Origin of the sequence: Streptosporangium sp. OZ121, assembly GCF_051918885.1 — a bacterium.
Lineage (GTDB): Bacteria > Actinomycetota > Actinomycetes > Streptosporangiales > Streptosporangiaceae > Streptosporangium.
The window spans coordinates 266,930-282,884 of the sequence record NZ_JBPXMC010000002.1; the positions used below are offsets into that span (position 1 = coordinate 266,930).

Here is a 15,955-nt window from a genome sequence, read left to right on the forward strand (position 1 = left end):
GCGGCCCGCCTCGCGTCCGGCCCGCCCTCACGAACACGGACCGGCTCCCCTCGGGGAACCTTCGCGAACGCGGACCGGTCCTCCGAGACCACGCGAACGCGGACCGGCTCCCCTCCGGGCTCACGAACGCGGCCGGCTCCCCTCCGGGCTCACGAACGCGGCCGGCTCCCCTCCGGGCTCACGAACGCGGCCGGCTCCCCTCGGGGAAGGAGACGGTCCCCTCCCCGGAGGAGCCCCGGGTTCACGCCGGCGGCGGGCGACACCGGCCGGGCCGGGTTCCTACGGTGAGACGGACCCGATCGACCGGCCACCGAGGAGTGCCCGTGCCCGACCAGATCCTGATCGTCGCCCGCCTCAGTCCCGGCGGTTCCGGCGAGGTCTCCCGCCTCTTCGGCGAGTCCGACGCCGGCGAGCTCCCCCGCGCGCTCGGGGTGACGCGCCGCGACCTGTTCCTCTACCGGGACCTCTACTTCCACCACGTCGAGTTCGAGGGCTCCGCCGCCGAGGCGATGGCGCTCGCCCGCGGGCGGGAGGACTTCCTGCGGCTGAGCAAGGACCTCGACCCGCACATCAGGCCGTACGACCCGGACACCTGGCGCGGCCCCGCCGACGCGATGGCGCGGCGGTTCTACCACTGGACTCCCGAGGAGCGCGCCCTGTGACGATCTCACCCGCCGCACCGGCCACCGCGCCCGGACTGTGGGCGCGCTGCCCCGGCTGCGCCGCCATCGTGTACGCCCCCCGCCTGGCCCGTACGCAGCGTGTCTGCCCCGAGTGCGGTCACCACCACCGGCTGAACGCCGTCGAGCGGCTTCGCACCCTGGTGGACGACGGCTCCTTCCGCGCCGCCCCGCAGGTGCGCGGCGGCGACCCGCTGGGCTTCGCCGACTCCCTGCCCTACGCCGAGCGCCTGGCCCGGGCGCGCGGGCGCACCGGCCTGGACGACGCCGTCCTCCACGGCACCGCCGCCGTCGGCGGCCACCGCGTGGTCGTCGCCGTCATGGACTTCTCCTTTCTCGGGGGCAGCATGGGGTCGGCGGTCGGCGAGGCCGTCACCCGCGCCTGCGAGCAGGCGCTGGACGAGCGCGTCCCGCTGGTCCTGGCCATCGCCTCCGGCGGCGCCCGCATGCAGGAGGGCGGCCTGTCCCTGATGCAGATGGGCAAGACCGCCCAGGCGATGCGGCGCCTGCGGCGAGCGGGCGTGTTCAGCGTCTGCGTGCTGACCGACCCCACCTTCGGCGGGGTCACCGCCTCGTTCGCCACCCTCGGGGACGTGCTGATCGCCGAGCGCGGCGCGCTCGTCGGCTTCGCCGGGCCGCGCGTCATCGCCTCGGCGACCCGGGAGAAGCTCCCCCGGGGCTTCCAGAGCGCCGAGTATCTCGCCGGGCGCGGCATGCTCGACCGGGTCGAGCCCCGCGACGGCCTGCGTCCCCTGCTCGCCCGGCTGCTGTCCACGACCGGCCGGACCGGGGAAGGACACGCCCAGGGGCCGCCTCCCGGCGGGCCCGCGGCGGTGATCCGCGATCCGGGCGAGCTGTCCGGCGCGCCGACCGCCCAGGAGACCGTGCGGCTGGCCCGCGACACCCGGCGCCCGACCGCCCTCGACTACATCTGGCACCTGTGCTCGGACTTCGTGGAGCTCCACGGGGACCGCACGCACGGCGACGATCCGGCGATCGTCGGCGGCACCGGCCTGATCGACGGAAGGCCCGTGATGGTCGTCGGCCACCAGAAGGGACACGACACCTCGGAGCTGGTCGCCAGGAACTTCGGCCTCGCCCACCCCGAGGGGTACCGCAAGGCGCTGCGGCTGATGTCGCTGGCCGACCGGCTCGGCCTGCCGGTGGTGACCCTCGTCGACACCCAGGGCGCCGCCCCGGGCGTCGGAGCCGAGGAACGCGGCCAGTCCTGGGCGATCGCCGAGTGCCTCGCCGGCATGTCGGAGCTGTCGGTCCCGGTGGTCGCCACCGTGGTCGGCGAGGGCGGCAGCGGCGGGGCGCTGGCCCTGGCGATGGCCAACCGGGTGCTGATGCTGCGCCACGCCGTCTACTCGGTGATCAGCCCGGAGAGCTGCTCGACGATCCTGTACGGCGATCCCTCGCACGCTCCCGAGCTGGCCGAGTCCCTGCGGATCACCGCGCCGGAGCTGCTGCGGCTCGGCGTCGTCGACGGGGTCGTGCCCGAACCGCGGGGCGGCGCGCAGGAGGATCCGGTGGCGGCGATGGACGCGCTCAAGGCGGCCGTCCTGGAGTCGCTGCGCGAGCTGTCCGGGCTGAGCGGCGACGAGCTGCGCAAGCACCGCCACGAGCGGTTCCGCGGGCTGGGAGTGATCGAAGGTGGATGAGCGGATCGCCGGCAGACCGGCCCACGAGACCGCCCGGAGACCGGACTCCGAGACCGCGGGGAGACCGGTCTCCGAGGAGGACGCGCACGCGGCGATGCGGCTGCTGCGCGAGGAGGTCGGCAACCTCGTCAAGACCGTTCCCGGCCCGGTGGCGGCCATCTCCCTGCGCCTGGGCGAGTGCGCCCTGGAGGTGACCTGGGCCTTCCCGCAGGCCGCCGCGCCGGACCCGAGGCCCGTCGCCGTGGACGCCGCCGGGCAGGCCGCGCGACCGGCGGAGACCGGCCCCCTCGACGCTTCGCGGGAGCACTCCTCGTCGCACGCGGTGACCGCTCCCCTGGTCGGCACCTTCTACGTCGCCGCCGAGCCGGGGGCCCCGCCCTTCGTGCAGCCGGGCGACCGGGTGGACGCCGATCAGACGATCGGCATCGTCGAGGCCATGAAGCTGATGAACCCGGTCGTCGCCGGACGCGCGGGCGAGGTCGTCGAGGTCGTCGCGGGCGACGGCGAGCCGGTGGAGTACGGGCAGGTCCTGGTACGGCTGCGGACGGACGACGCATGAGTTTCGCGAGGATGCTCATCGCCAACCGAGGCGAGATCGCGCTGCGCGTGGCCAGGACCTGCCGCGAGATGGGCATCGAGACCGTCGCCGTGTACTCCACCGCCGACCGCGACGCCCGGTTCACGGCCTACGCCGACAGGGCCGTCCACATCGGCCCGGCCCCGGCCCGGCGCAGCTACCTCTCCGTGCCCGCCGTCATCGAGGCGGCCCTGCAGACCGGGGCGGAGGCGATCCACCCGGGCTACGGCTTCCTGTCGGAGGACGCCGACTTCGCCAGGGTCTGCGCGGACAACGGGATCACCTTCGTCGGCCCCACCCCCGAGGTCATGGAGTGCGTCGGCGACAAGGCGCGGGTGCGCTCCCTGATGGCCGAGGCCGGATTGCCCGTCCTGCCCGGCAGCGACGGCGCCGTACCCTCGGCGGCCGAGGCCGAGCGGATCGGCGCCGAGATCGGCTACCCGGTCATCGTGAAGGCCGCCGCGGGCGGCGGCGGGCGGGGCATCGAGGTGGCGCGCGACCGGGCCGAGCTGCGCGACGTCCACCGGCGCACCACCGCGTTCGCCCGGCAGATGTTCGGCAACGGCGACGTCTACATCGAGCGGTTCGTGCCGGTGGCCCGCCACGTGGAGGTGCAGCTGCTGGGAGACTCCGCCGGGACCGTCGTCCACCTGGGAGAGCGCGACTGCTCGCTGCAGCGGCGCAACCAGAAACTCGTCGAGGAGGCGCCCTCCCCCAAGCTGCCCGAGAAGGTCCGCGGGCTGCTCGGCGAGTACGCGGTGGCCGGGGCGCGGCACGTCGGCTACACCGGCGCGGGGACGATGGAGTTCCTGGTCGACCCGGCCGGGGAGGCGACCTTCATGGAGATCAACGCCCGCATCCAGGTCGAGCACACGGTCACCGAGATGCTCACCGGCGTAGACCTGGTCAGGGAGCAGATCCGGGTGGCCGCGGGCGAGCGCCTGCCCTTCACCCAGGAGCAGGTCCGCTTCACCGGCGCGGCCATCGAGTGCCGGGTGAACGCCGAGGACCCCGGCGCGGGGTTCCGTCCCGCCCCCGGCCGCCTGACGGTCTTCCGCCCGCCCGGCGGGCCCGGCGTGCGGGTCGACTCCGGATTCGCCCAGGGCGACACGATACCGCCGGACTACGACTCGATGATCGCGAAACTGGTCGTCTGGGCGCCCACCCGGCGGGAGGCCATCGCCAGGGCCGACCGCGCGCTCGCCGAGTTCGCCGTGGAGGGGCCGGGGGTGGCCACCACCATCCCGCTGCTGCGCGAGCTGCTCGCACAACCGCGGTTCGCCGCGGGTGAGCACAGCACCGGATTTGTGGACACGTTCATGAGCGAGCGGGGACATATACGCTGGTCTGCGTAAACTTTTCTGAATGCTGACGTAAATCCGGGGTACTCGCCACCACATGACCGATTCTCAGGGGATCATCGGAGCCCGCTACCGCCTGCTCGAACGCATCGGCCGAGGAGGCATGGGAACGGTCTGGCGAGCGCGCGACGAGGTCCTGGGCCGCGAGGTGGCGGTCAAGGAGGTCATCCCCTCCCCCGACCTCACCGGTCCCGAACGCGAGGTCTTCACCGTACGGACCCTCAGGGAGGCCCGTGCCGCCGGGCGGATCGGCCACCCCGGGGTGGCGACGGTCTACGACGTGATCGAGGAGCAGGGGCGCCCCTGGATCGTCATGCAACTGGTCGACTCCCGCACGCTCGGAGCGGTGATCAGGGAGGACGGGCCGCTGCCGCCGATGCGGGTGGCGCGGATCGGGCTGGAGGTGCTGGGCGCGCTGCTCGCCGCCCACCACGCGGGCGTCCTGCACCGCGACGTGAAGCCGGACAACGTGCTGATCGCCGCCGATGGGCGGGCCGTGCTCACCGACTTCGGCATCGCCGTCCTGGAGGGCGACTCGTCGATCACCAGGACCGGTTCGCTCATCGGCACCCCGGCGTTCATCGCGCCGGAGCGGGCGAGCGGCGGACCCGCCGAGTTCGCCTCCGACCTGTGGTCGCTCGGCGTGACGCTCTACGTGGCCGTCGAGGGACGCTCCCCCTTCGAGCGGGCTCACCCGCTGGCGACGCTCAGCGCCGTCATGCACCAGGAGCCGTCGCCGATGCGGTTCGCCGGGCCGCTCGCCCCGGTGATCCACGGCCTGCTCCACAAGGATCCGGCGCGGCGCATGTCCGCCCGCGAGGTGCAGATCCAGCTGACCTCGCTGGTGAACGGGACCGCGCCGCAGCCGACCATGCCCATCGAGATTCCGGCCGGGATCCCCGTCGAGCCGCCGGCAGGTACGCAGGCCGGGCCGTCGACCGGGCCCTCCGCGGTGATCCCCGCGTTCGCCGCCGTCCCGGACGGCGTCCCCACCACCCCGGCGGGAGCCGCACCGCTCCCGCCGCCCCCCGCACCGCCCGGCTCCGGACCCGAGCCGGTTCCGGCCTCGGCCTCTCCGAGACGGCGGCGCCCGGCGATGGCCGCCCTGGTCGCGGCGGCCGTCGCCCTCGCCGCGAGCGCGGGAGGGCTGGCGTGGGTCGCCTCCAACTCCTCGCCCCCGATCCCCAAGGAGCCGTCGACCTCGGCGAGCGTGGCACCCGGCGAGGGGAAGCCCTCGGGCGAGCCCGAGCAGGCGAAGGTGCCCGCGCGCGACGCCCCCGCCCGGAACGACGAGGGCGGTACCTCCGGCCGTCCGGCCCCGGAGAGGCCGCAGAACGGCGACCCCGCCCCGCAGGACAGGCCGACGGAGAAGCCGACGAGGAAACCGACGGACAAGCCGACGCAGGCACCCCCGGACGAGCCCGAGGAGGATCCCGCCGACCAGGGGGAGGGCGAGGAGCAGGACCAGGGCGGGGGGACCGACGAGGGTTCGGGGCAGGACGACACCCCGGGCGAGGGCCAGCAGGGTGACTCACCCGACCAGGTCGACCCCAACGCCGGGACGGCCGCGCTCGAGACGGGCACCGGAGGCGAGGGCGAGATCGGGAGGGCCGGGGCGGCCCGCTAGGGGAGGGCCCGGCGGGGCCGGGAAGGTCCGGGGACCGGCGGAGCCCCGAGGCCCCGAGGGCGGAGAACCCGGAGGATCACCACCCGGTCCCGGCCGTCCGAACCCGGTGGATCACCCGGGAACGGCGGACCGCCTCAGGACTCGGCGGCGACGATCGTCAGGGCGTTGGCCAGATCGTCGGGGTAGGCGGTGCTGAAGGAGACCCACTCGCCGGTGGAGGGGTGCTCGAAGGCCAGGGAGACCGCGTGCAGCCACTGCCGGCTCACCCCCAGGCGCGCGGCCAGGGTGGGGTCGGCCCCGTACAGCATGTCGCCGACGCACGGGTGGCGCAGCGCCGACATGTGGACCCGGATCTGGTGGGTGCGGCCCGTCTCCAGCTTGATGTCCAGCAGCGACGCCGCGCGGAACGCCTCGATCGTGTCGTAGTGGGTGACCGAGTCCTTGCCCCCGGCCACGACCGCCCAGCGGCCGTCCCCCACGGGATGGCGGTCGATCGGCGCGTCCACGGTGCCGCGGTGCGGGTCGGGGTGACCCTGGACCAGCGCGTGGTAGCGCTTGTCGACCGTACGCTCCTTGAAGGCGCGCTTCAGGTGGGAGTAGGCGTGCTCGCTCTTGGCGACGACCATCGCGCCGGTGGTGTTGGCGTCCAGCCGGTGCACGATGCCCTGGCGCTCGGCCGCGCCGCTGGTGGCCACCCGGTGGCCGGTGCCCAGCAGGCCGCCGATCACGGTGGGCCCGGTCCAGCCGGTGGTCGGGTGGGCGGCCACGCCGATGGGCTTGTTGACGACGACGATGTCGTCGTCCTCGTACACGATGTGCATGCCGGGCACCGGCTCGGCCACCGGCATCGGCGTGGTGGGCGGCGGCGGGAGGGTGACCTCCAGCCACGCGCCGCCGTGTACCCGGTCGGACTTGATCGCGGTCGATCCGTCGACCAGCACGTCGCCGGCGACGATCAGTTCGGCCGCGCGCGTGCGGGAGAGGCCGAACAGGCGTGACAGGGCGGCGTCGAGGCGCTCGCCCTCCAGCCCGTCGGGGACGGGGAGGCTTCGCCGGTCAGCCATCGTTGTTCTCCTTGCTTTCCTTCGTGTCCTTCGTGGTCTTCGCGGCTCCCGTGTCGCGCGTGCCGTCGATCTGGTAACCCCGCCAGGCGAGGAGGACCGCCAGGATCCCGCCGCAGACGATCGCCGAGTCGGCGATGTTCCAGACCGGGAAGTGACCGGGGAAGGTCTCGATGAAGTCGACCACGTGCCCCTGGAGCGGCGAGGGCCTGCCGGGGCCGAAGCCCGAGGGCCAGCGGAAGATCCGGTCGGTGAGGTTGCCGAGCGCCCCGCCGAGCAGCAGGCTCAGCGTGATCGCCCAGGGCAGGCTGCGCAGGTTGCGCGCGGTGCGCAGGATCGCCACCACGACGGCGGCCGCGACACAGGTGAAGATGATCGTCATCCCGGTGCCGAGACTGAAGGCGGCCCCCGAGTTGAAGATCACCCGGAACTGGAGGAGGTCCGGGATGACCACGAACGGTTCCCTGCCCTCCAGGGTCCTCAGCACGAGGGTCTTCGTGACGAGGTCGAGGGCGTAGACGATGGGGACGATCGTCGCGAGCACGGCGATCCGCCGTCCAGGGAGCGGGGCGGCCGGGACCGCCCCCTCCTCGGTGTCGCCCGTCAGCGGCGCTCCTCCCGCTGCTTGCAGGCCACGCACAGCGTCGCCCTCGGAAACGCCTGAAGGCGCTCCTTTCCGATCGGCTGATGGCACGATTCGCACACTCCGTAGGTCCCCGCGTCGATCCGGGCGATCGCTCGCTCGTTCTGCGCGACCAGGTCGCGCGAGTTCAGGGTAAGGGCGATTTCGCGCTCGCGTTCATACGTCCGGGCTCCGGCGTCGGCCTGATCGTCTCCCGCACCGTCGGTGACGTCGCTCGACGCGATCTCCGTCTCGGCCTTGGCGATCTCCTCGGTGAGCTCGTGGATCTCCGTGGCCAGTTGCCCGCGGACCTCCTTGAGCTCCTCGGCCGACCAGGTGACGACGGCACCGTCCTGGGACGGCGCCACCGCGCTGTTGTCTGCGCGCACGGTCGCGGCCATGGCGGCCTCCTTGCTCGATGGACCGTCTCCAATGTGGTAAACGGTGCGGGCAGCTTAGGTCTCCCATAACAGAACGGCAAACGACCCGCCGCATTCTTTACCACTCACGTAACATCCGGTCGCTTCCCCCTGATTCCGCCCAGCGGACCTCAATATGGGGAAGCTTCCAGGGGGGCGGGTGCGTTATCGTGTGAGCCTGCAAGGCGTTGATGGGGACAGCAACCTCCGCATCACCTCGCACGAGCGACCCGGGGACGGTGCGAGCCCGGGGCGAGGCGCGAAGGCACGATCACCCCGGAGCCGCCGGAAGAACGGCCGCGACGACCCGACACCAGGCCCGCGGCGGCCCAGTAGACCCGGCAGCAGACCGAAGGAAGAGGGCCTCGCGCGCACGCGAGGTCAAGGAGGGTGGTACCGCGGGGCCCCAACGGCCTCGTCCCTCCACGCCACAGCCGGTTCCAGCGTGGAGGTCCAGCCCATCATGTCCGCCTATTTCCGCTCTCTTCCCGCGCAGGTCGATCTTCCCGCGCTCGAGCACAAGGTGCTCGACCGGTGGCGGGACGGCAAGATCTTCGAGCGTTCGGTCGAGCAGAACGCCGGCGGTCCCAACTGGGTCTTCTACGAGGGTCCGCCCACCGCCAACGGCATGCCCGGCGTCCACCACGTCGAGGCCCGCGTCTTCAAGGACCTCTTCCCCCGCTACAAGTCGATGCGCGGCTTCAACGTGCCCCGCAAGGCGGGCTGGGACTGCCACGGGCTGCCCGTCGAGGTCGCCGTCGAGAAGGAACTCGGCCTCTCCGGCAAGAAGGAGATCGAGGCCTACGGCATCGCCGAGTTCAACGACAGGTGTCGTGAGTCCGTGCTGAAGCACGTGGACGCCTTCGAGGAGATGACCGAGCGGATGGGGTACTGGATCGACCTGTCCCAGGCCTACCGCACGATGGACCCGGCCTACGTGGAGTCCGTCTGGTGGTCGCTCAAGGTCATCTTCGACAAGGACCTGCTGTCCCGCGACTTCCGCATCACCCCGTACTGCCCCCGCTGCGGCACCGGCCTGTCCGACCACGAGCTGGGCCAGCCGGGCGGCTACGAGACCGTCACCAGCCCGTCGGTCTACGTCCGCATGCCCGCGACCTCGGGACCGCTCGCCGACCTCGGCGCCTCGCTGCTGATCTGGACCACCACCCCGTGGACCCTGGTCTCCAACACCGCCGTGGCCGTGCACCCCGACGTGACCTACGTCGCGGCCCGCCCCGCCGGGTCCGACGAGGTCCTGGTGGTGGCCGAGCCGCTGCTGGCCGCCGCGCTGGGCGAGGGCGCCGAGGTGCTGGCCGCCTTCCAGGGCTCCGACCTGGAGCACACCACCTACACGCGCCCGTTCGACCTGGTCGACATCCCCGGCGCGCACTACGTGGTGCTCGGCTACTACGTCACCACCGAGGACGGCACCGGCCTGGTCCACCAGGCGCCCGCCTTCGGCGCCGACGACATGACGACCTGCAAGCGGTACGGGCTTCCCGTGGTCAACCCGATCGGCCCCGACGGCCGGTTCCTCGACAGCGTCCCCCAGGTCGGCGGCCAGTTCTTCAAGGACGCCGACGAGGGGCTCACGGCCGACCTGCGGACGCGCGGCCTGCTCTACCGGGGCAGCCACTTCGAGCACAGCTACCCGCACTGCTGGCGCTGCCACACCGCGCTGCTCTACTACGCCCTCCCCGCCTGGTACATCCGCACCACCGCGATCAAGGACCAGCTCCTCGCCGAGAACGAGAAGACCAGCTGGTACCCCGAGACGATCAAGTGGGGCCGGTTCGGCGAGTGGCTGCGCAACAACGTCGACTGGTCGCTGTCGCGCTCGCGCTACTGGGGCACCCCGCTGCCCCTGTGGATCTGCACGGCCGACGAGTCGCACGTCACCTGCGTCGGCTCGCTGGACGAGCTGGGCCGCCTGTCCGGCCAGGACGTCTCCGCGCTCGACCCGCACCGCCCCTACGTGGACGACGTCACGCTGCCCTGCCCCACCTGCGGCAACGAGGCGCGCCGGGTGCCCGACGTGATCGACGCCTGGTACGACTCCGGCTCGATGCCGTTCGCCCAGTGGGGCGCCCCGTACCTGAACGAGGAGATGCTCGCCAAGGCCTACCCGGCGCAGTTCATCTGCGAGGCCACCGACCAGACCCGCGGCTGGTTCTACTCGCTGATGGCGGTCGGCACGCTCGTCTTCGGCAGGTCCTCGTACGAGAACGTGCTCTGCCTCGGCCTCATCCTGGCCGAGGACGGCCGCAAGATGAGCAAGCACCTGGGCAACGTGCTCAAGCCGATGCCGCTGATGGACCAGCACGGCGCCGACGCGCTGCGCTGGTACATGGCCTGCTCCGGCTCACCGTGGGCGGCCCGCAGGGTGGGACACGGCGCCCTGGAGGAGATCGTCCGCAAGGTCCTGCTCACCTACTGGAACACCACGTCGTTCTTCACCCTGTACGCCAACGCCGAGTCCTGGTCGCCGTCCCGGCTCGCCGAGGCGCCCGCGTACGACGAGCGCCCGCTGATCGACCGGTGGGCCCTCGCCGAGCTGCACCGGACCGTGGCCGAGGTCACCTCGTCGCTGGACGTCTTCGACACCGCCCGCGTCGGGCGGCGCCTCGCCGAGTTCCTCGACGACCTGTCCAACTGGTACGTGCGACGTTCCCGGCGCCGCTTCTGGACCGGTGACCCCGCGGCGTTCGCCACGCTGTACGAGTGCCTGGAGACCGTCACCCGGCTGATGGCACCGGTGGTGCCGTTCACCACCGACTACGTCTGGGACGTGCTCCGCGACGCGGACGCCCCCTCCTCGGTCCACCTGGCCACCTGGCCCGAGGTCAACGGCGAGCTGCTGGACCCGGAGCTGTCCGAGCGGATGGCGCTGGTCCGCCGCCTGGTGGAGCTGGGCCGCTCGGCCCGCGCCTCCAGCGGGGTCAAGACCCGCCAGCCGCTCGGCCGCGCCCTGGTCGGTGCCCCCGGCTGGGCCGCGCTCCCCCCGGAGCTGCGCGAGCTCATCGCCGACGAGCTCAACGTGAAGGACCTGGAGGACCTGTCCGGGATCGGGGCGGACCTGGTGTCCTTCACCGTGAAGCCCAACTTCCGGGCGCTGGGCAAGCGGTTCGGCTCGCAGACCAAGCTCGTCGCCTCGGCCGTCACCGCCGCCGACCCCGCCGAGCTCGCCCGCGCGCTCCGTACCGGTTCGCCGGTCTCGGTGGACGCGGGAGAGCTGGGCACCGTGGAGCTCGGCGCCGACGACGTGATCGTCACCGAGCAGCCCAGGTCCGGCTGGGCGGTGGAGGCCGGCGCCGGTGAGACCGTCGCCCTCGACCTGACCATCACCGACGAGCTGCGCCGCTCGGGCCTGATCCGCGACGTCATCCGCCTGCTCCAGGACACCCGCAAGTCCACCGGCCTGTCGATCACCGACCGGATCGACGTGTGGTGGTCCACCGGTGACGCCGACCTGGCCGAGGCTCTGCGGACCCAGGGTCAGGCGGTGGCCGACGAGGTCCTCGCCCTCTCCCTCACCGAGGGCGGCGCCGACGACCTCCCCGCCCACAGCGACGCCGAGCTGGGCCTGACCTTCCAGCTCCGCCGCACGACGACGACGGTCTGAACCGGTTGTTCGAACGGGTCCGACCGTCAGGACCGGTCAGACCCGTTCAGGCCGGCCGGGGAAGGCCGGTGAGATCGAAAACGGCCGGGGTCGCGGGAATGTCTCCCGGGAACCCCGGCCGTCCTGGTTCACGACGGTGACGGGCCCGATGCCCGGGTGGTACGGATGGCCCTGAGGTGACCGGCCCGGTGCCCGGTCCGGTCAGCTCACGTCCGGCGGTTCTGCCGGCAGATCGGGCAGTTGCTCAGCCCGGCCTTCTCGGCCTCGGCCCTGGGCATGGTCTCGATGCCGCTGCCGCCGATGCTGGCGCCCTTGACGAGGGGGCAGTCGGAATCGTGGAAGCGGAGGGTGCCGACGATGACCGTGACCGTCTCGCCGCCCTCCTCCCGCTCCTGGGGCGCGGGACGCGTCCGGTCCTCGACGGCGGGGACACCGCCGGGGAAGGTGTCGTCGCCGCGGTCATCGGAGGCGTCACGGTCGTCGCGGGCGTCACGGTCACCGCGGGAGGAACCGGTGGCGGGTGCCCCGGTCGCGGTGGCCTCGGACGTCCCGCCGGCCGGAGCCGCCTCGGGGGCCGGAACGGGTTCCGCGGAGGTGGAGTCGGCCGCTACCTGCCGCCCGGCGCGCCCGGGTGCGGTCTCGGCCGGCTCCACCGGTTCGGGGGCGCCCCCCTCGGCGGCCGCCTCCCGCCCGGCGGCGGTCGTGGTTTCGGCTTCCGCCTCCGTGGAGGCCTCGCCGCCGGAGACGGCCCCGGCGTGGGTCTTCCCACCGGCGGTCTCGGGCTTCGCGGGCTCAGCGGTGGCGGACCCCGCCTCGGCCGGACCGCTTTCTGCGGCCTCGGCCTTCACGGGCCCGGTCTTGGCGGGCCCGGCGGGTTCGGCCTCGGCGTGCCCGGACCCGGTGGATCCGGGCTTCGCGGACGCGACCCCGGCAGTGCCCGGCTCGTCGGGCTCGGACTCGGGCGCCTCGGCCCGGCTCGCGGCCGTGGCGGGCGTCCCGGAGGAGCCGGAGACGGCGGGCTCGGTCTCGGCGGGCCGGTCCGGGCCGGACGCGGCGGTCCTGGACCCGGCCTTCGCGGAGTCGGTCTTCGCGGAGGTCTCCGCGCTCTCCTGTCCGGAGGCCTGCGCGACCACGTCGCGGCTGAACCAGCTGGTGGCCTCGGACGCGGCGTGCGGGATCTCGGGGACCTTCGGCAGCCGGATCGCCGGGCGGGTCGGCTGCTCCGCCGGGCGGGCCGGGGAGCTCGCGGCCTCCTGAGGCCGCCCCTGCGGCTCGGGAGACTGGACGTAGGGCCGGGCGACCGGGACGACGGGCTCCTGCGGGGAGCGCTGGATCTCCTGCCGGGACACGGTCTCCTGGCGGGACGCGGTGCTCTCGCGCCCGGTCGCGGAGGTTTCCGGCCCGGCGGGTGCGGCGTCGCGTCCGGCGGCCGGAGACGTCGAGGACGCCGGAGAGACCGGAGACGCCGGAGACTCGCTCATGGTCTGCGCAGCCTCGAAGCGGGCCTGCGTGGCATCGCTCCCGGGCCGCTGCGACTCGGACCGCTGAGGTTCGGACCGCTGAGCTTCAGGCCGCTGCGACTCGGACCGCTGAGATTCGGACCGCTGAGCTTCAGGCCGCTGCGACTCGGACCGCTGAGATTCGGACCGCTGGTGGTCGGGCCGTCGGTGTTCGGGCCGCTGGGACTCGGGCCGCGCTCCGGGGGCCTGCTGCCCGCCGGACGGGGCCGTGGGCTGCACGGGGGGTTGCACGGGACGGTACGGGGAGGTGAAGCGGGCGGTGGCCTCCTGCGGGCCCGGCTCGCGAGCGTCGCCGAGGGAGCCGGACTCGTGGGAGACGTTCAGCGGCGCTTCGGGCTTGCGTGCCCCGGGCGAGGTCTCCCGCTGCTGGGGCCCGGAGCCGGCGTCGGCGGGCAGGCACGTGGTGCAGGGCGTGAAGCCCTCCTCCCGCGCTTCCTCGTAGGTGAGCTCCTCATGATCCCTGCCGGCCAGCTGGCGGCATCCCGCGACGTGGTAACGCTTGCGGCCGGGGATGACCAGCACGATCGCCTCGGGGTCCAGGGCGCCCCGCCTCGCCGCGGCGGCGGTGGCCGGCCCGGCCACCGGGCCGCGTCGCGGCTGGGTCGGAGCGGCGGGCACCTGCGGCATCCCGTGCCGCACCATCATCTGCTGCGGTGCGGAAGGCTGGTTCGGCATCTGGGGCTGCATGCCGTGCGGGTGGCCCGGCATACCGTGCGGCGCGGGGAGCGGCCCGGCCGGCATCGGTCCCTTCGGGGGAAGGGGCTGAGAGGCCCCGGCGTCCCCGCCGGGGAACAACTCGTGGCGGCGCAACAACGCCCCGATCACCAGGAAGACTGCGGACAGCATGCTGACCGCGATCGACCATATGACCAGGAACGGCTTGGCCAACACGAACCCCGCGATGAGCAGGACGATGGCCGTGAGTACCAAACCGGCGCTGATGAGGATCACAGAGAGACTCCCGGATGCGGGTCAAGGGGATGACCCGACACCTTAGCGGCGGTCGTTGTGAGGACCGTCAACGCCCTGGAAGGCGCCAGAATGCTGCGAGGGGTCGCCGCCGAACGGGTTGGGCGCGCTCTGGAGGGTCGGCTGACCGCCCTGAGGCACCGCGTGGGACATGGCCGGAGGCCCGCTCACGATCGGGAACCCGCCGCTGCCCTCGGCAGCCACGTTCAGCTCGGCAAGCTGGTTCTCCAGGTACAGCTTCAGACGGCTGCGATACTCGCGCTCGAAGCTGCGAAGCTCCTCGACCTTGCGCTCGAGCTCGTCGCGGGTCTGCACCAGGGAGCCCATGGCCTGACGGTGCCGCTCCTGCGCGTCGCGCTCCAGCGTCTCCGCTCGGGCACGTGCGTCACCGATGACCTGCTCGGCCTGGCGACGTGCCTTGCCGAGGATGTCGTCGGCCTCGCGGCGCGCCCGGGTCACCGTCTCGTCCGCCTCCCGGCGGGCGTCGGCGATGGCCTGGTCGGCGGTCTGCTGCGCGAGGGCGAGCACCCGGGCCGCGGTGTCCATGTTGTCCTCGGCCGGAGGCATTCCCATTCCGACGGGAACGGGCTGCTGATGCTGCACCGGCTCGGGAGCGCGCATCGGCTCCGGCTGCTGCATCATCATCTCGGGCTTGGGCTCGGCGATGGGGGCGGGCGCCATGGCCATGCCCATACCGCCGGGGACCTTGCCCCGCAGGCACTCCGCCAGCTTGGCGCGGAGCTCCTCGTTCTCCTGAATGAGACGGTCCAACTCGGACTCGACCTCATCGAGGAAGGCGTCTACCTCTTCCTCGTCGTAACCCGGCCGAAGGCGGGTCGTACTGAATTGCTTGTTCCGCACGTCGGCGGGCGTCAGCGGCATTTCGGTCTCCTTGGCGCGCTTGGAGTCTGTCCGGGGGGACGGTACCCGATCAACGAAGCGCGGACACGAGTTGGATCAAGACCAAGACCACAATGAACAGCACTGTGAAGCTTAGGTCAAAGGCCACCGTACCCAACCGGAGTGGTGGAATGAAACGGCGGAGGAACTTGAGAGGTGGATCGGTCACCGTGTACACGGCTTCCGCCAGCACCAGGACGATGCCGGTGGGGCGCCACTGACGTGCGAACGCCTGCACCGTCTCGAAGATCATTCTGCCGATCAGCAGGATGAGATAGATGGACAGGATGAAGACCAAGGTCCCGCTAACGATCCCCACGGTCCGTACCCGCCTCCACTCCGCTCTGCCGTCCTCTGTCCCGTCGGGACCTGTCGGGCCGGTCACTGTTCATGGTGGAACTCTAGCTCTGGTTGAAGAATCCGCGTTCCGCGATTCGGGCCTTGTCCTCGGCGGTCACCTCGACATTGGCTGGGGACAACAGGAACACCTTGTTGGTAACACGTTCGATGCTGCCGTGTAGGCCAAAGACAAGACCTGCCGCGAAATCGACGAGCCGCTTGGCGTCGCTGTCAACCATCTCGGTCAGGTTCATGATGACGGGGGTGCCGTCACGGAAGTGCTCGCCGATGGTCCGCGCCTCGTTGTACGTACGAGGGTGAAGCGTGGTGATGCGCGCCAGATCGGTCGTACGGCGCTCCAGGAGGGCCGTCGCGGGCCTCGGAGCGGGCACGCCGGGATCGGTGTCGTCCTGGAGGTCGTGGACCGTGCCAGGGCGTTCGTCGCCCTCGCGGCGCGCGTCGTCGAACTCCTCGTACTCGTCGTCGGGGTAGCTGTCGTATCTCTCGTAGCGGTCGTCCTCAACAAGACCGAGGTAGACCGCCATCTTGCGCATCGCGCCGGCCATCGCTACTTCTTCCTCCGTCTTACTTCAG

The 15,955-nt window shown here is 72.4% G+C and carries 13 protein-coding genes; 6 read left to right on the forward strand and 7 right to left on the reverse strand.

All coding sequences use genetic code 11. The features are described from left to right. Positions 1–323: 323 nt before the first annotated feature. From ACTOQ1_RS06075 to ACTOQ1_RS06095, 5 genes are read left to right on the forward strand one after another with little or no spacing between them, the layout of a single operon-like run. A complete protein-coding gene (locus tag ACTOQ1_RS06075; RefSeq protein ID WP_440065064.1) occupies positions 324–662 on the forward strand; it encodes a TcmI family type II polyketide cyclase in 339 nt (112 codons plus the stop codon). Further along, the gene (locus tag ACTOQ1_RS06080; RefSeq protein WP_440065066.1) at positions 659–2,344 is read left to right on the forward strand and encodes an acetyl-CoA carboxylase carboxyltransferase subunit alpha; all 1,686 of its coding nucleotides are present in this window, start codon (positions 659–661) and stop codon (positions 2,342–2,344) included. Before ACTOQ1_RS06075 ends, ACTOQ1_RS06080 begins: the two co-directional genes overlap by 4 nt. Then, complete coding sequence (locus ACTOQ1_RS06085; protein WP_440065068.1) at positions 2,337–2,903, forward strand: acetyl-CoA carboxylase biotin carboxyl carrier protein; 567 nt, start codon at positions 2,337–2,339, stop codon at positions 2,901–2,903. The genes ACTOQ1_RS06080 and ACTOQ1_RS06085 overlap by 8 nt, the downstream gene beginning before the upstream one ends. Beyond that, entirely contained in the window at positions 2,900–4,276 is a 1,377-nt protein-coding gene (locus ACTOQ1_RS06090; RefSeq protein WP_440065069.1) for an acetyl-CoA carboxylase biotin carboxylase subunit, read from the forward strand. The genes ACTOQ1_RS06085 and ACTOQ1_RS06090 overlap by 4 nt, the downstream gene beginning before the upstream one ends. 43 nt (positions 4,277–4,319) lie before the next feature. Then, positions 4,320–5,909 (forward strand): protein kinase domain-containing protein, encoded by a 1,590-nt coding sequence (locus tag ACTOQ1_RS06095; protein ID WP_440065071.1) that lies wholly within the window; start codon positions 4,320–4,322, stop codon positions 5,907–5,909. A 134-nt stretch (positions 5,910–6,043) separates the two neighbouring features. Here ACTOQ1_RS06095 and ACTOQ1_RS06100 read toward each other — a convergent pair whose 3' ends face one another. The 3 genes from ACTOQ1_RS06100 to ACTOQ1_RS06110 are packed head-to-tail and all read right to left on the reverse strand — an operon-like array spanning position 6,044 to position 7,993. Next, positions 6,044–6,973 (reverse strand): RluA family pseudouridine synthase, encoded by a 930-nt coding sequence (locus ACTOQ1_RS06100; protein WP_440065072.1) that lies wholly within the window; start codon positions 6,971–6,973, stop codon positions 6,044–6,046. Next, on the reverse strand, positions 6,966–7,610 hold the full coding sequence (locus ACTOQ1_RS06105; RefSeq protein WP_440065073.1) for a signal peptidase II: 645 nt from the start codon (positions 7,608–7,610) through the stop codon (positions 6,966–6,968). The genes ACTOQ1_RS06100 and ACTOQ1_RS06105 overlap by 8 nt, the downstream gene beginning before the upstream one ends. After that, on the reverse strand, positions 7,574–7,993 hold the full coding sequence (locus ACTOQ1_RS06110; RefSeq protein WP_362676368.1) for a TraR/DksA family transcriptional regulator: 420 nt from the start codon (positions 7,991–7,993) through the stop codon (positions 7,574–7,576). The genes ACTOQ1_RS06105 and ACTOQ1_RS06110 overlap by 37 nt, the downstream gene beginning before the upstream one ends. Before the next feature lie 481 nt (positions 7,994–8,474). Here ACTOQ1_RS06110 and ileS point away from each other — a divergent pair, with 481 nt between their 5' ends. Beyond that, the gene (gene ileS / locus ACTOQ1_RS06115) at positions 8,475–11,633 is read left to right on the forward strand and encodes an isoleucine--tRNA ligase (RefSeq protein WP_440065075.1); all 3,159 of its coding nucleotides are present in this window, start codon (positions 8,475–8,477) and stop codon (positions 11,631–11,633) included. 206 nt (positions 11,634–11,839) lie between these two features. On the opposite strand, the gene ACTOQ1_RS06120 is transcribed toward ileS, so the two are convergent. The 4 genes from ACTOQ1_RS06120 to ACTOQ1_RS06135 all read right to left on the reverse strand — a co-directional run bounded on the left by ACTOQ1_RS06120 (position 11,840) and on the right by ACTOQ1_RS06135 (position 15,927). Beyond that, on the reverse strand, positions 11,840–14,104 hold the full coding sequence (locus tag ACTOQ1_RS06120; RefSeq protein ID WP_440065076.1) for a hypothetical protein: 2,265 nt from the start codon (positions 14,102–14,104) through the stop codon (positions 11,840–11,842). Positions 14,105–14,146: 42 nt separating this feature from the next. After that, positions 14,147–15,004 (reverse strand): DivIVA domain-containing protein, encoded by an 858-nt coding sequence (locus ACTOQ1_RS06125; RefSeq protein ID WP_329093103.1) that lies wholly within the window; start codon positions 15,002–15,004, stop codon positions 14,147–14,149. 49 nt (positions 15,005–15,053) lie between these two features. Further along, positions 15,054–15,341, reverse strand: a complete 288-nt coding sequence (locus ACTOQ1_RS06130) for a YggT family protein (RefSeq protein WP_440065077.1) — start codon at positions 15,339–15,341, stop codon at positions 15,054–15,056. Positions 15,342–15,423: 82 nt separating this feature from the next. After that, complete coding sequence (locus ACTOQ1_RS06135) at positions 15,424–15,927, reverse strand: cell division protein SepF (RefSeq protein WP_329093101.1); 504 nt, start codon at positions 15,925–15,927, stop codon at positions 15,424–15,426. Positions 15,928–15,955: the final 28 nt, after the last annotated feature.

Coding starts and splice junctions, on each gene's coding strand:
- ACTOQ1_RS06125 (WP_329093103.1), bottom strand. CDS start 15,004: ATGCCGCTGACGCCCGCCGACGTGCGGAACAAGCAATTCAGTACGACC.
- ACTOQ1_RS06100 (WP_440065072.1), bottom strand. CDS start 6,973: ATGGCTGACCGGCGAAGCCTCCCCGTCCCCGACGGGCTGGAGGGCGAG.
- ACTOQ1_RS06135 (WP_329093101.1), bottom strand. CDS start 15,927: ATGGCCGGCGCGATGCGCAAGATGGCGGTCTACCTCGGTCTTGTTGAG.
- ACTOQ1_RS06090 (WP_440065069.1), top strand. CDS start 2,900: ATGAGTTTCGCGAGGATGCTCATCGCCAACCGAGGCGAGATCGCGCTG.
- ACTOQ1_RS06110 (WP_362676368.1), bottom strand. CDS start 7,993: ATGGCCGCGACCGTGCGCGCAGACAACAGCGCGGTGGCGCCGTCCCAG.
- ACTOQ1_RS06095 (WP_440065071.1), top strand. CDS start 4,320: ATGACCGATTCTCAGGGGATCATCGGAGCCCGCTACCGCCTGCTCGAA.
- ileS (WP_440065075.1), top strand. CDS start 8,475: ATGTCCGCCTATTTCCGCTCTCTTCCCGCGCAGGTCGATCTTCCCGCG.